At 35.0% G+C, this 14,398-nt stretch carries 13 protein-coding genes; 2 read left to right on the top strand and 11 right to left on the bottom strand.

Going from position 1 to position 14,398, the window contains the following annotated elements; all coding sequences use genetic code 11:
* Positions 1-4: 4 nt before the first annotated feature.
* The 11 genes from HOO91_15600 to HOO91_15650 all read right to left on the bottom strand — a co-directional run bounded on the left by HOO91_15600 (position 5) and on the right by HOO91_15650 (position 10,497).
* Complete coding sequence (locus HOO91_15600) at positions 5-1,798, bottom strand: NADH-quinone oxidoreductase subunit NuoF (protein NOU18980.1); 1,794 nt, start codon at positions 1,796-1,798, stop codon at positions 5-7.
* Between the two features lie 24 nt (positions 1,799-1,822).
* Entirely contained in the window at positions 1,823-2,218 is a 396-nt protein-coding gene (locus tag HOO91_15605; GenBank protein ID NOU18981.1) for a (2Fe-2S) ferredoxin domain-containing protein, read from the bottom strand.
* Between the two features lie 92 nt (positions 2,219-2,310).
* On the bottom strand, positions 2,311-2,874 hold the full coding sequence (locus tag HOO91_15610; protein ID NOU18982.1) for an ATP-binding protein: 564 nt from the start codon (positions 2,872-2,874) through the stop codon (positions 2,311-2,313).
* On the bottom strand, positions 2,871-3,611 hold the full coding sequence (locus HOO91_15615; GenBank protein NOU18983.1) for a PHP domain-containing protein: 741 nt from the start codon (positions 3,609-3,611) through the stop codon (positions 2,871-2,873). Before HOO91_15615 ends, HOO91_15610 begins: the two co-directional genes overlap by 4 nt.
* On the bottom strand, positions 3,611-3,946 hold the full coding sequence (locus HOO91_15620; GenBank protein ID NOU18984.1) for a serine kinase: 336 nt from the start codon (positions 3,944-3,946) through the stop codon (positions 3,611-3,613). The genes HOO91_15615 and HOO91_15620 overlap by 1 nt, the downstream gene beginning before the upstream one ends.
* 30 nt (positions 3,947-3,976) lie before the next feature.
* Positions 3,977-4,183: a hypothetical protein gene (locus HOO91_15625; protein ID NOU18985.1), complete on the bottom strand. Its 207-nt coding sequence runs from the start codon at positions 4,181-4,183 to the stop codon at positions 3,977-3,979.
* A 90-nt stretch (positions 4,184-4,273) separates the two neighbouring features.
* Complete coding sequence (locus HOO91_15630; protein ID NOU18986.1) at positions 4,274-5,659, bottom strand: 4Fe-4S binding protein; 1,386 nt, start codon at positions 5,657-5,659, stop codon at positions 4,274-4,276.
* 11 nt (positions 5,660-5,670) lie between these two features.
* Positions 5,671-6,087, bottom strand: a complete 417-nt coding sequence (locus HOO91_15635; protein NOU18987.1) for an anti-sigma regulatory factor — start codon at positions 6,085-6,087, stop codon at positions 5,671-5,673.
* Between the two features lie 21 nt (positions 6,088-6,108).
* Positions 6,109-6,453: a hypothetical protein gene (locus HOO91_15640; protein NOU18988.1), complete on the bottom strand. Its 345-nt coding sequence runs from the start codon at positions 6,451-6,453 to the stop codon at positions 6,109-6,111.
* A gap of 203 nt (positions 6,454-6,656) precedes the next feature.
* Positions 6,657-9,743: a c-type cytochrome biogenesis protein CcsB gene (gene ccsB, locus HOO91_15645; GenBank protein NOU18989.1), complete on the bottom strand. Its 3,087-nt coding sequence runs from the start codon at positions 9,741-9,743 to the stop codon at positions 6,657-6,659.
* Between the two features lie 58 nt (positions 9,744-9,801).
* Positions 9,802-10,497 (bottom strand): Crp/Fnr family transcriptional regulator, encoded by a 696-nt coding sequence (locus tag HOO91_15650; protein ID NOU18990.1) that lies wholly within the window; start codon positions 10,495-10,497, stop codon positions 9,802-9,804.
* Between the two features lie 205 nt (positions 10,498-10,702).
* On the opposite strand from HOO91_15650, the gene HOO91_15655 reads away from it, so the two are divergent.
* Positions 10,703-12,043, top strand: coding sequence for a hypothetical protein (locus HOO91_15655; GenBank protein NOU18991.1), 1,341 nt, complete (start codon positions 10,703-10,705; stop codon positions 12,041-12,043).
* 436 nt (positions 12,044-12,479) lie between these two features.
* The gene (locus HOO91_15660; protein ID NOU18992.1) at positions 12,480-13,868 is read left to right on the top strand and encodes a hypothetical protein; all 1,389 of its coding nucleotides are present in this window, start codon (positions 12,480-12,482) and stop codon (positions 13,866-13,868) included.
* Positions 13,869-14,398: the final 530 nt, after the last annotated feature.

Here is a 14,398-nt window from a genome sequence, read left to right on the forward strand (position 1 = left end):
TTAATTATTTGATGCTGATAGCATTAAATTTACACTTCTCGATACATGCACCACACTTGATACAAACTGCGGTATCGATTAGATGTGGTTTCTTACGCTCTCCACTGATTGCGTTAACAGGGCAATTACGAGCACAAGCCGTACAACCAACACATGCTTCAGGATCTACAACATACTTCATTAACGACTTGCATTGACCAGCTGGGCACTTCTTATCGTTAACGTGAGCAAGATACTCATGATAGAAGTTATCCATGGTTGATAGTACAGGATTTGGAGATGTTTGACCAAGACCGCAAAGAGCTGTATCCTTAATTACAAGGCTAAGATTGTGTAAACGGTCAAGTTCTTCCATTGTACCTTCACCATTGGTTATACGCTCTAGTATTTCGTAAAGACGTTTATTACCAATACGACAAGGAGAGCATTTACCACAACTTTCTTCAACAGTAAAATCCAAGAAGAACTTTGCAATAGATACCATGCAATCGTCTTCATCCATAACAATCATACCACCTGAACCCATCATTGAGCCAGCAGCAATCAGGTTATCAAAGTCGATGGGGGTATCAAGATGTTTTTCAGTTAAGCAACCTCCTGATGGCCCACCAGTCTGTGCTGCTTTGAATTTCTTGCCGTTCTTAATGCCACCACCAATCTCAAAAATGACTTCACGTAAAGTTGTTCCCATTGGAACTTCAATCAAACCTACGTTATTGATTTTTCCAGCAAGAGCAAAAACTTTTGTTCCTTTTGATTTCTCTGTTCCAATAGATGCAAACCATTCAGCACCTTTTAAGATGATAACAGGTACACTAGCAAATGTCTCAACGTTATTTACATTGGTAGGTTTTCCAAGATATCCGCTCTCTGCTGGGAATGGTGGTTTGTTGGTAGGTTCACCACGTAAGCCTTCCATTGAATGGATTAACGCAGTTTCTTCACCACAAACGAAAGCACCAGCACCATATCTTAGGGTGATATCAAAATCAAATCCTGAACCCAAAATATCTTTGCCAAGTAGTCCATACTCGCGGGCTTGGTTAATAGCAATCTTTAAACGGGTAATAGCAAGTGGGTACTCTGCTCTGATGTAGATTACTCCTTGTGTTGCACCCATGCAGTAACCGCAGATCGCCATTGCTTCAAGCACTGAATGTGGATCACCTTCAAGTACTGAACGATCCATAAATGCTCCTGGGTCGCCTTCATCAGCATTACAAACTACATACTTCTGATCAGCATTATTCTTGCTTGCAATCTCCCATTTTAAACCAGTTGGGAAACCTCCGCCTCCACGACCACGTAATCCTGATTTCTTAATGATATCGATAGTTTGGGCAGGGGTATATTCAGCTAATACTTTACCAACCGCTTGATATCCTTCTCGAGCAATATACTCATCGATATTCTCAGGGTTGATGAAACCGCAGTTACGTAATGCGATTCTAATCTGCTTACGATAGAATCCCATATGCTTTGAATCGCTAACATGCTCTTTGCTTTTGGGGTCAACGTACAGAAGTCTATTTACTTTCCTTCCTTTTATAACATGCTCAGCAATAATTTCAGTTACATCCTCAGGTTTTACCTGTGTATAGAATGTATTATCGGGAAGAACTTTTACAATTGGTCCTTTTTCACAAAATCCAAAACAACCAGTCATAATAACTTGAACATCTGCTTCAAGTCCTTTTTCAGCTATCTCTGTTTTGAATTTTTCGATGATTGAATCGCTCGCTGAGGCTCTACAACCAGTGCCTCCGCATACGAGTAAATGCATTTTATACTTTGCCATTATGGTATCCTCCTTTTTCGATTATTATTTATCGATAGTCTCATAATTCATAGGGATGATACCATCAACGAGTTCTCCATTTTTGATATATTTCTCGATGATTTCATCAGCCTTTTTAGTATCAACATAACCAAACACTACCGGATCCTTACCCGGAATTGTTACTTCGATAGTAGGTTCTGCGTAACAGTAACCCATGCAACCAGTCTGTGTTACAACTGATTCTATACCCCTTTTTTCAAGTTCTTCCATCAAGAATTCCATTACGGTTTTAGCTCCTGATGCTATTCCACAAGTTGCCATTGCTACTTTAATCTGAACATGACTTCCAGGGTCTTCCCCTTTTTCCCTAAGGTTGATCTTTGACTGAAGGCTTTCCTTCATCTTCCGCAGATCATCCAATGATTTGATTTTTGCCATATTATTTATACTATATATGTTATTATTAGAATCAATATAATATTTCGGTTTGCAAAACTATTTCAATTGTTAATTAAAAGGTAGATTTTTAGTTATGTTTTATAACCTATTGATTCTATTTGTTTTTCTTCTAAATTTGAATGAATCAACTCTTTTATGAATTTAAAAACAGAAATATCATTGATAGATATCTCACCAAGTATCTCCTTGATTTCCTTAGTGTTAAAAATGAATAAGTTACCATTTATTTTGTGATTATAGATAAAATCCACTGATGAATTTCCTGAAACGGTTAATGCAATAACCCCAGCGATATCGCCTAAAACTGGGCAGTCAATATTTGATGGTTTAAACTTAGCGGTTATGGTTGTTCCGTGCCCCAACTGTGAAGTAATGGTTAAACAACCACCCGTTCGTTCAGCATTTTGCTTAAATAATGGAATTCCCAAACCAACCCTACGAGTTGTACGTGTGGTAGTATAAGGATCTACTACCGACTCAACAAACTCTTTGCTCATTCCTTTTCCATCATCCTTAATAATAATCTCTATAAGATCTTTTCTTTCATTTTCATCAATAGATATTTCAATCAATCTAGCATTTGCGGCTAAAGAGTTTTGAATTATATCCAGAATATGTAATGATAAATCTTTCATGATAAAATTATCTCCCTGCCTTCAATTCCAAGTATTGCCATCTTAAACTCGTTCCAACTCAGATTATTCATTCTCAAAAACATTTTGGATGTACCAATTTGATTTAAAGTATGGGCGTCAGATGATTTAATGAAACGAGCATTTTTAATGTATGAATAGTTCTTAAAAATCGTATCCATTGAAGTATTCTTTGATATTTCAAGAGCATCATATTTTAAATCTTTTGGAATAAATCCAAGTTGACTCATTATGCTATATTTTGGTCGATCTATATGTGCAGGTATAAATAACCCACCAATCTGATGAACTATTTTCTCAATTTCATCTATGCTTGCATTAATACCCGAAATCAGCAATGGTTCAACCTCCTCAATTATCTCCTCTTGCTCATCTACCAATACCTGATGGCCAAAAAGATCCGGGTTATTCTTAATTTCTGGACGATTTTCGTCAAGGAAATTTTGAATTAGTATTCTTTGCTTTTCATTTTCAAAAAGGCATAGACAATGAACATCTTCCTTTGTTGTAACCTCTGCACCATATAGCACCATGATTCCTTTTTCTTCTGCTATTTTCCTTACAGTGGGACCATGGAGCGTACTGTTATGATCGGTTATTGCTATTAATTCCAAACCGATTGCGGCTGCCCTTTCAACAATGTTGGATGGGCTCATGCTCAAATCTCCGCAGGGAGAGAGAACAGTGTGAATGTGCAAATCGGTTGAAAAGGATCTCATTACTTTTTTAAAAGATTATATAGCAATCCGTTTATTTCAAAGGTCTCTTTGCTGGTTCCAAGGATAGGAATACCCTCCTCGTTACTCTGCTTGATTGTATCTGCTTCAGGCTTATAGCCTTTTACAAGGATAACTGCAGCTAATTCTTTTAGAGAGGCAATAGCAATTACATTTTTATGGGTTTGTAAGGTTGTCCATATATCACCGAATTCGGCATGACCCATAACATCACTTAATAAATCCGAAGAATACCCTCCATGAACTCCTCTATTAAGTCCGTTTTGTCCCGAATAAACCTCTAGGTTTAATTCTTCAACTATTTCTGAGACTTTCATATTGTTATTTGTTTGTGCTAATATTATTTATCATTCAGCAGCATGTTTCATTTTAATGATTTGATTATTACCACAACTAGAGCACTTTTTCGTTGAAATTTCTGTTACACCTTTCATAATAGTAATAGTATTTTCAGAAGATTCAGCATTTCCACACTTGTCACACTTTAGTTTGTAGGTAATAGATGAACCAATTTGTTTTAAAATAACACCACCAGAAATTGTAATCATATCCATTTTTTCTTCTTACTATTATTGGTTTTCAGTATCTCTGATTTAATTATTTTATTATCAAATAATTAAATACAATAAATAGTATTTATAGAACTAATGATACCTTTTTGACTTATCAATTTTATTGCAATTTTTCTCGAACCGATCCTTACCCCATATCTTTTCCATAATTCTGAATGAATGATCGGGATGGAGTTTATGAGTTTGCTCCATAGTTTTTTGAAGAAAAATACAATGTGAAATGGCTGCTTTACCCTGAACAATATCTTCTGCCAATGCTTGGCAAGTAGGTGCTCCACAACTTCCACAATCGATGCCCGGCAGAAAACACATCAAACGATTTGAGCGTTCCATCTTCTTCATAGCCTTCGCCATATCCTCGTCAAGTTTCATCATCGATCTTGGTTTAATCTCACCAATAGGTATTCTCGATTTTAGAAAATCTTTATAATCGAGAATCCGATTACCAAAACCCTTAAGTTCTCTATCTTTATTTGCTTCAACTCTTTTATGAAGCCTTTCAACGGTTAAGAACCGATTACCCGTTGTTAATACTCCACCCGCGCAGCTCTCATCGCAGGCTCTTAGTTCAAGAAAATCAATATCGGAGATTTCTTCGTTCTCTAATTTTTCAAGGAACTCAACTATATTATACACCCCATCGATTGCAAGGCTGCGCCCTTTAACTTGACTTGCTTCACCATTTGTTAAACTCCATATTAAACCACTATCAGTCAAACAATCTTTTCGACCTGATAACCCTTTCTCCGTTTCACTCAGGTGCACAAGGGATTTTAACACCTTATTGTATATAAGATTCATGTTAATTACCCCAGCAACTTCCGATTTTTCTTCTCCTACAGGACTTTTAATAGCGGCAATTTTAGCAGCACAAGGAGTTATGTAGAATATTCCAATTTCATTGTCGCTAATTCCTCGCTCCTGCAACTTCTTTTTAATATAAAGAGATGTAATATCAAGAGGAGGTTTTAATAGCATTAAATTCTCCACTAGAGATGGAAATTTAACCTGTATTAGCCTAACAATAGCAGGGCAGAAAGATGAAATTACTGGTTTAGAATGGCTTTTGTTAGCAATATAGGAGTTAATTTCTTCTTTAAGGAGTTCAACAGACGTTTCAACCTCAACAACTTCGTTAAAACCAAGTTTAAGAAGAATTGATGTAACTGCGCTTGCGGTTATTTCATCAGAGAATTGACCTGTGAGAATTGATGGCACAAGTGCAACTCTGTAGTTATAGTTATAAATTTTGCTGAAATCGTCCTGCTCAATGATTATAGCATTAGTTGGGCAGACTCTGAAACATTCCCCACAATCAATACACTTATTTTCATAAAGTTCAGCTTTTCCATTTTTCACTCTTAACGCTTCGGTTGGACACACCCTCATACAATGTGAGCATCCGATGCAAACATCTTGACGAATTGTAAGAGCATGATGAAAAACCTTGCTTTCCATTTTAATGGCAGCTATTGATTAATATAAACCTCTATAAAGAGTTTTGTGCCCACACCTACTTCACTTTCAATCCGAAATTTATCCGAGTTTTTTTTGATATTTGGAAGTCCCATACCGGCTCCAAAACCCATTTCTCTCACCTCTGGTGTCGCTGTGGAAAATCCCATTTCCATTGCTTGCTCAATGTTTGGAATCCCAGGGCCTTTATCTATAAGGGTCATTTTTATCTTTTCGGTATCGATATCAATATGTATTTCTCCGTGATATGCATGGGCAACAATATTAACTTCACCCTCATATAATGCAACAACAACCCTTTTTATTACTTTGGGGTCAACATTAAGCTGCTTAAGTGTTCTTTTTACTTGACTTGATGCATTTCCGGCTCTGGTAAAATCACCTCCTTCAATTTTATATTCGAAATGCATTACCATTGGGGTGAGAGTTTGTTAAAAAATAGGTTTTAGTCCATTATTAAAAAGTACTCCAGATGCCTTAAACATCGAACATGGACACTCTATTAAAACGATTCCACTTTCCTTACCAAGTTTAAGCATATCCTCATTTACCTTTTTGTTTCTAACAAAAACAATACAGCTAATATCGGACATTTCGGCGGTTCGTAAAGCCTGAACATTTGCTAAACCTGTTAGCAGAATTACATTATCCTTTTGTAAGGTAAGCACATCGCTCATCAAGTCGGAGGCAAAAGCAAACTCTACCTCTTTTTCGATTTGCTCTAAGCCATAAACTACATTTCCTTCTAGCATCTCTGCAACATCTTTCAGCCTCATATTCAATAATTAATTAAAGATGTTGAATTATTTTTTTCAATTTAATGCTACAAATATATATATTATATTGTTATTATATAAACATTGTTATTATAATAACACTATATTTAAAAACAATATTATATTCAATTGATAATTAAAATAATAGGGTGAGATAATTAAATTACCTCACCCTATAAATAGAAACAATGTGGATTATATTATTAGTCAGCCACTTTACCTTGCTTGTATTTTATTAAAGCAAAAAACGACAATGATATTAAAGCAAAAACAGTAATATAAACAAAAGTTGGCACAGGTATGGGATCACCACTAGCATATGAATGCAATCCTGAGAGATAGTAGTTTACCCCAAAATAGGTCATCAACACTGATGAGAAGGCGAAAAGTGAAAGCAAGTTGAATGTGTATACGCTCCGTAAAGGTTTTATCATTCTGGAGTGAATAACAATGCTATATATTATCATTGTTATTAAAGACCAGGTTTCCTTAGGGTCCCATCCCCAATAACGCCCCCAAGATTCATTAGCCCAAACAGCTCCAAGGAATGTTCCAATTGTTAGAAAGTATAGTCCAAGTGTCAGAGTTTTATAGTTAACTATAGTCAATTCATCAATAGTCTTATTGATTCTCTCATTATTTTTAGCATTTCTTAATGAGTAAAGAATCATCACAAGTAACCCAAGTACAGCACCTAAACCTAGGAACCCATAACTTCCTGTTATAATAGAAACATGAAGAGTAAGCCAATAGGATTTCAGCACTGGAACCAGATTGGTTATTTCAGGATCCATAAAACTTAAATGTGCAACCAATAATGTTAGTGAAGATAAAACAGCAGTTGCAGAAAGCGCAAAATTCGATTTTTTGCTAAATATAAAACCTGCCAAAAGAGTTGCCCACGAAATAAAGAGCATTGATTCATAACCATTGCTCATAGGTGCATGACCCGAAATATACCATCGAAGAATCAAACCAATGGTATGTGCAACAAAGCCAAGAAGTAGCAGAATACTTAAATATTTAATAATTCTATCAACAACAACTTTCCCAGAAACAATGCCAAAAATCAGCGTAAAGATTAGGATTAACCCTATTGTAGCATAGAAAGGAAATAGTTTTTCGAAGATTTTGGCTTTATTATAGAACACCTCAAGATTTACCTTTCGTTCTGATGGCAAATTGTAACCAGCAAATTTTTTCTGGTAATCAACAATTGAACTAATAAGTTTATCGGTTTCGATTGTGTTATTTGATGATGAAGGATGTTGAGCAGATTCAATAATCATACTCATTATGTTTGCAAGGTATAATGAATCCTCTTTACTCTCCGCATATTTTATTGCTTCAGTTGGCGAACCCCATTTGGTTGATTTGTCTTTGATGGGAAATATTTTAAGAAACTCACCAGTGTAGATCATGTAAAGAATATTAACTCTCTCATCGAGTTTAATTATCTCCTTGTCGAATTTGTTCCTCGATCCTTCAGGTTTTGTGTAAGCCTCTTCTACAAGTTTGGCAAGTTTATAACTATTACTTGAGACATCTACAACATCCGTAAATGCTGCGTAATCCCCATTAACACCTATGTTTTTAGCCAAGTCACTATTCGACACCTTAATTAATGGAACATTTTTCCAACTATTAAAATCAGCATAAAATCCAAGAAATACCTGCATTGAGGAATAACCTTCAAACTGATTCTTTTTAGTAACCTTTCTAATTATATCGTTGCTTAAGGTGAATAAAGGTTTTGTTCTTCCCTTTTGATCCTGCACAAGTACTCTTCCGAAATTATCGGCAACGTTTTTATCTATAACTAGTTTTTCGTCAATTCCATAGGATAGGGTCGTACTTAAGAAAATAGCCAATAGAGTTGTAATACCTTTTTTTACAGGCGATTTCCATGCATTTATTGTAATAGTTTTAAGTAGGGAGTTTTTATTTATTATCGAAAGAATTATAAAAATAAAAAGAAGCATATAGCCAATGTACGTAACAACCATACCCGTTTTATCATGATTTACAGATAAAACAGTACCTTTCTCATCAGTATCATAGGAGGATTGAAAAAACCTATAGCCTCTATATTTTAGAATATGATTCATGTAAATTGAGTAAGACTTTTCAACATTATGCTCCTTGTCGATAAGTGTTACTTCGCTTTTATAGGATGAAGGGCTGTTTGAACCCGGATATCTCTCTAAAACAAATTTATTCAGTTTGATTTCAAAAGGTAATTCGACTTCTTTTGGGCCATAGGCAACATCAATTGTATTACCATTATAACTATACGTAGCTTTCGTGCCATTAGGATCCTTATCTACCCATAAGTATATATCTGATTTTTTTTCTCCAGTTTTTAGTTCAAACTCCAAAACTGTTTGAGAATGACCACCCTGTTTTGGTTGATGATAAATAGGTTTCATAATACCCTTAGAACTTAGTTTTTGGACAACAAATCCAGTCTTGTTAAAATTATAAATCATCATTGGCTTTAGTGTAATTTTTTCTCCAATCTCATGAATTGATGTTTCCTGATTCATCATGTTTTTTGTACTGATAATTGATGAGGATTGTATATAGAAACTATCTTTCTCACAGGTAATTTTAGCATCTAAAGAATCCTTGTTGCAAAACCCAACGGGGGATCCATTGATTTCTTTTATTTCACCTTCTTTCAAGAAGATTGTCTGTCGACCCATCATTCCAGAAGTTAGCATTAACGAAACGATAGGAGTGCCTCCTTCATCATCAACAAGTGCTTCAACAGCATTAGGAATAAACCCAACCAATTTTAAACTATAAGGAGTGTTTTCAACCACTACCTCTTTTGAATACTTATCAACTGATGATGGGGTAATTACAAATGATTTTTCGCTTCTGAAAATTTGTTTCCCCGTATTGTCCAAAATTGAAAATTGAATATGCTTTTCGGATGAGCTGCAAATGTTCTGTGATTCACCTGCCCTTATGTGAATTGAACCATCAAATCCAAAGTATCTAGTAATACCTGCACCAATTATTATTAGTATAAATGAGAGGTGAAATAATAAGATGGCAAGTTTTTTTTGATTAAGTAGTTTATTAATAAATATTTGCCCTAAAAGGTTTACAACCAAAAGGAGTAGAATCAACTCAAACCACTTAGATCCATACACCCATTTTGCTGCAATAGCAGCTCCAAAATCGTTTTCAATAAAGGTTGCAGTTGCCATTGAGAATGCAAATACAACGAATAGCACTCCCATAAACCAGGGGCTAAAAAGAAATAACGAATTCTTTTTCATATGATGAATTGATTTGTATTAACTAGAATAGTAAATAAAAAAAGATTGGATGAATGGCTTATCCATTATCAGATATCATCTGTAATTTAGTCTTATCCAAAATTTTGACCCTAGAGCAATTTGAGGAAATCACTGCACCATCCTCAAGATCTTTAAGGATTCTAATAACGCTTTCTTTTGCCATATTTGTAAACTCACCAAGTTCTTGTCTGTTGAGGATTAGATCAAACTCATCCGAATCGTAAATTACATTAGATAGGTATAATAGGGCATCGGCTAATCGACCAGGCATCTTTTTTTGAGTTAAAGCAATTAATTTATAGTACATCAAAAGGGATTTTTGGCTAATATCTTCAAGTAATCCTTCGGCAAAGCGATTATTTGTATGTACTAGTTGCCTGAAAACCTGCATATCGATGAAGCAAGCCTTAACATCAGTTAATGAGGTTAAGGTAAAATGATGCCGCATATCCCCAAAGGTTCCTGGTCCAGAAACCATCATGCTTGGCTTGACTATTGATATTATAATGTTTTTATTGTCTAAGCCTTCAAGAAAAGCCTTTGCCATACCCGATACAAGAAAAATGGCAGAGGATGTTGGCGATCCTTTCTTAAATATAATTTCTCCCGGTTTGAAAATAGCCTCATATCGGTGTTTGCTTATTAATAAAAGATCATCATCGGATAGGTTTTTAAAATTCTCCCATCGATTCATGCATGTACGGCAGTCATTTTCAATTAAAGGTTTTTCCATGTTTTTTTATTTAAAGGCATCAAATATATTGTAATAATCAAATATAAATCAAAAAAATGATAAATGTCATCTTTTTAAGCCTTTTATATCAATCTATTTTTTGATATAAATCATAATCAAGCGCAGCAATATATCACCATGATTTTATTGAATACCCTATTGCTTATTAATACTTTTATGAACCAAAACTTTAAACCAAATTTTTATGAAAAAGTTCAAAAACTTATTAATTTATACAATTATATGTGCAAGTTTTGCCTTATATTCCTGCGAGGGTCCAATGGGTCCGGCAGGAGAAAATGGAGGTAATGGGATAGATGGCAAAGATGCCAATTCATCTTGTTTGAAATGCCACAGTACGGCAAAAATGGTGGCTATTGAATCGCAATTCGAAATGTCCGACAAAGCAGAAAGAAATGCTAGACCTGGTAAGTATTGTGCAAAATGTCACTCAACAGAAGGTTTTTCTGAGGTTGTGGCCAAAGGAACATTTAATACAGCTAACGACTATAACGGTGCACATCTTAGTTGCGCAGCATGTCATAAGCATTCAGCCTTTGATTTTACGGGCGACACAGTTTCTCAAGTTTTAAGGACTATTGCTCCTGTATACACCAGTTTTAACAATTTCAATTATACCACAATGGCGTATGAAAGAGTAAATGCATCAGATTATGGTGGAATCAATAATTTATGTGGTAACTGTCACCAATATCGTGGGCAGACAGTGAATACCTATACAGATACTACTACTGCTGGTGGTCATAAGGTTACTACTGGTGTAAAATATACTAATGTTCCATATTTCCCAATAGTAAATTTAGCTACTAATACTACTGTAAAATTCATAGCAGGTACAAGTTTTAGTATTCATGAAGGTGCGAATCAAGCCGATTATCTTATTGGTAAAAATGGTTATGAATATACAGGTGTAACATATGCAAGAGTATGGCAACATAGTACAGCTAAATGTACCGATTGCCATTTTAATACATACAATGCAACTTCACAAACAGGTGGTCACACTATGAAGGTTAACGTGGAAGATCCAACTTGTACTTCATGCCATACTGGGGGAAGTTCTATTGCAGCTAAAAGAACTGCAACTCTAGCTGCTATAAATGCCAAGTTAACTGAATTAGGAGATATGCTTGTTGCTAGGAAAGTATTCTTTAAATCTACAAGTGGTTCTTATAGTGCTGTTCCAACCCACGATTTTTATGGAACTCTTCTTCCAAACACTGCAACTGCAACTACCACCAAATATGCATTAAGCCTTGCAAATGCTAACACTATTAATCCAACAAGCGATATACTTACCTATAATAGTTTGGTTACCTGGGCTGTAGACAAAGTAGCTACAGGTACTGCAGCAGGTTGCAACAGTAGAATTGGTCGCGAATGGACATATGGCGAATTAGGTGCAGCATGGAATTATACTTACGTGAATACTGTTGCTACATCAGCCAACAAAGCTGTTCACAATCCATACTATGCTATGCAACTTTTACAATCATCAATTGATTGGCTAACTGCAAATCCATAATAATTAGGTTAAGATATATTATGAACCCCTTAGGTAACGTAACCTAGGGGGTTTGTTTTTCTGTAATAGATTCTTAGATACTAAAATCTTGCAACTCTGATTTTGAAGATTTGATAAGATACTTTTAGATATAAATTATACTTACTGCTAAAGTATTGCATATTTATATTCTTCTACTTTCTCCAACAAGGGTCAAGACACATAGTCATCAAGTTAAGATGAAGATTATCAAGCCATTTTAAAACTTACTCATTGCTCAACCCTTTCATTATTGCAACAATATCAATTACACATATGATATAAATCATATATATTACAACTAAATATCTCATTATATCCATAGAAAACCTTATTGCTTATCAATACTTTTATGCAATAAAATTTTAAATCAAAACTTTAAACCAAAACTTTAAACCAAAACTTTAAACCAAATTTTATGAAAAAGTTCAAAAACCTATTATTCTTTACGGCTATATGTGCAAGTTTTGCCTTATATTCCTGTGAGGGTCCAATGGGTCCTGCGGGAAAAGATGGGAAAGACGGAGCTGATGGCAATGACGCTAATGAAAGTTGTAAACTTTGTCACAATCCAAGTAGTGTAGATATCATTTCTACACAGTATGAATTCTCTAAACATAGTTATGGTGAAGCTGCTTTTGAAGAATCGGGGAATACAGGTTGTACTCCTTGTCATGCGCAGGAAGCATTTAAGTTTGTATGTGCAAACAATACCCCTTCTACATTTTCAATTGTTGCGCCAGCTACAACTTATTCAAACAATTATGCCGCTTCAAGTAGTTTAGCATATGGTGAAATTGGTTGCTCTACCTGTCATAGTAGTTTGCACAATACAGGTGGTATTGCTGATATTTCGCCATTAACTACTGTAGCACCAGTTACTATGACCATGTGGGGTGGTGCAAAAACCATCAATTTAACTCAAGATGGTGGAATTTCCAACCTATGTGTAAAGTGCCACCAACCACGTCCATTTACAAGAACATTTGGCGATAAAAATGTAATCGACTATAGTGCTTTAGTTAGTTCACCAGCCATAACCTTTTTTGATGGAAATGCACCAACTTCAACTGCAAACGTAAACACTATTCGTCCAAGTTATAGAACTCATACTCATTATGGAACAGCAGGTGCCGTTTTTGCTGGTATGGGTGGAGTTGAGTTTGGTACAGGTTATACCAACTCGTGGCACACAACCGGAGCATCTTGCCAGAATTGCCATATGGCACCGATTACCGGTAGAGCAGGTGGACATACATTTGTTGCAAAAGGAAATTTCAATGGTTGTAACGTAACAGGTTGTCATTCAGCCGCTCCAATTTCATCAGCTACAACATCAGCATACTGGAAAGCAACTAGAGATGAAATCACAGGGTTATTAAATAGTTTAGCAGCAAAATTAAATGTTGGTGGTGTTGATATTTTAAACAGAAATCCAAACACATCAGAAGGGGCGTTAGTTATGGTGGATGGAAATCCAGTAACTGTAGGCGTTAACCTCTGGGCTAGCGCAACGACCAATAAATATGATGGTTACTTGAATATTTATGATCCTGCATCGAACCCAACTGGTCCAATGTACAACAATGGTGCTGCCTTAAAAATGTTCCGCAATCCAAACCCAAGTTCAAGTTGGACTCAAGCTCAGAAAGATTTTAATCTTACACTTCCAATACTTACACTAACAAATGCTCAAATGGGAGCTATTATTAACTTCCAACTTATCTTAAGGGATTATAGTTTAGGTATTCACAATACAAAATATGCTAGAACTCTATTAACTAATTCAATAGCTACTATTCCATAAGCTATATTGTATTTTATAATTATAAACCCCCAAGACCACGGTTTTGGGGGTTTATTTTTTATAAAAGAATTCTTACTTATATAACATGAGTTCGATGTATGAAACAATATAATAAACAAATATTTACAAATACAATGTTTATGAATGGAATGCTAGAACAATGGAATATTGGAACTGGAGCGAAGCGGAACTCGACGAAGTCAAAACAAGAGGTTCGATTTTTGTTTATATCTTCCATATTTCCAATTCCATTGATTCAAATAAAATAAATTGACTGATATATAGGTCAATACATTGTTTCATACATCGAACTGACGTTATATAAAATATTTGGTAAGGATAGGATACTTTGAATCTTATAAATTGATGTTGTATCTGAAATAGTATTGCATCGTAAAGAACCATTTAGAAAATGTGTATAGAATGATTGTAATAACCTTTAAGTTTATACAAAATGAATAACGCAAATAATGTATTTAATAATTTATCTATAAATGGCTTTCTGAGTTTAGGTCATAAAAAAGCCGTTC

The organism is Bacteroidales bacterium, from assembly GCA_013141385.1.
Lineage (GTDB): Bacteria > Bacteroidota > Bacteroidia > Bacteroidales > Tenuifilaceae > UBA8529.

Coding starts and splice junctions, on each gene's coding strand:
- HOO91_15600 (NOU18980.1), bottom strand. CDS start 1,798: ATGGCAAAGTATAAAATGCATTTACTCGTATGCGGAGGCACTGGTTGT.
- HOO91_15605 (NOU18981.1), bottom strand. CDS start 2,218: ATGGCAAAAATCAAATCATTGGATGATCTGCGGAAGATGAAGGAAAGC.
- HOO91_15610 (NOU18982.1), bottom strand. CDS start 2,874: ATGAAAGATTTATCATTACATATTCTGGATATAATTCAAAACTCTTTA.
- HOO91_15615 (NOU18983.1), bottom strand. CDS start 3,611: ATGAGATCCTTTTCAACCGATTTGCACATTCACACTGTTCTCTCTCCC.
- HOO91_15620 (NOU18984.1), bottom strand. CDS start 3,946: ATGAAAGTCTCAGAAATAGTTGAAGAATTAAACCTAGAGGTTTATTCG.
- HOO91_15625 (NOU18985.1), bottom strand. CDS start 4,183: ATGGATATGATTACAATTTCTGGTGGTGTTATTTTAAAACAAATTGGT.
- HOO91_15630 (NOU18986.1), bottom strand. CDS start 5,659: ATGGAAAGCAAGGTTTTTCATCATGCTCTTACAATTCGTCAAGATGTT.
- HOO91_15635 (NOU18987.1), bottom strand. CDS start 6,087: ATGCATTTCGAATATAAAATTGAAGGAGGTGATTTTACCAGAGCCGGA.
- HOO91_15640 (NOU18988.1), bottom strand. CDS start 6,453: ATGAGGCTGAAAGATGTTGCAGAGATGCTAGAAGGAAATGTAGTTTAT.
- ccsB (NOU18989.1), bottom strand. CDS start 9,743: ATGAAAAAGAATTCGTTATTTCTTTTTAGCCCCTGGTTTATGGGAGTG.
- HOO91_15650 (NOU18990.1), bottom strand. CDS start 10,497: ATGGAAAAACCTTTAATTGAAAATGACTGCCGTACATGCATGAATCGA.
- HOO91_15655 (NOU18991.1), top strand. CDS start 10,703: ATGAAAAAGTTCAAAAACTTATTAATTTATACAATTATATGTGCAAGT.
- HOO91_15660 (NOU18992.1), top strand. CDS start 12,480: ATGAAAAAGTTCAAAAACCTATTATTCTTTACGGCTATATGTGCAAGT.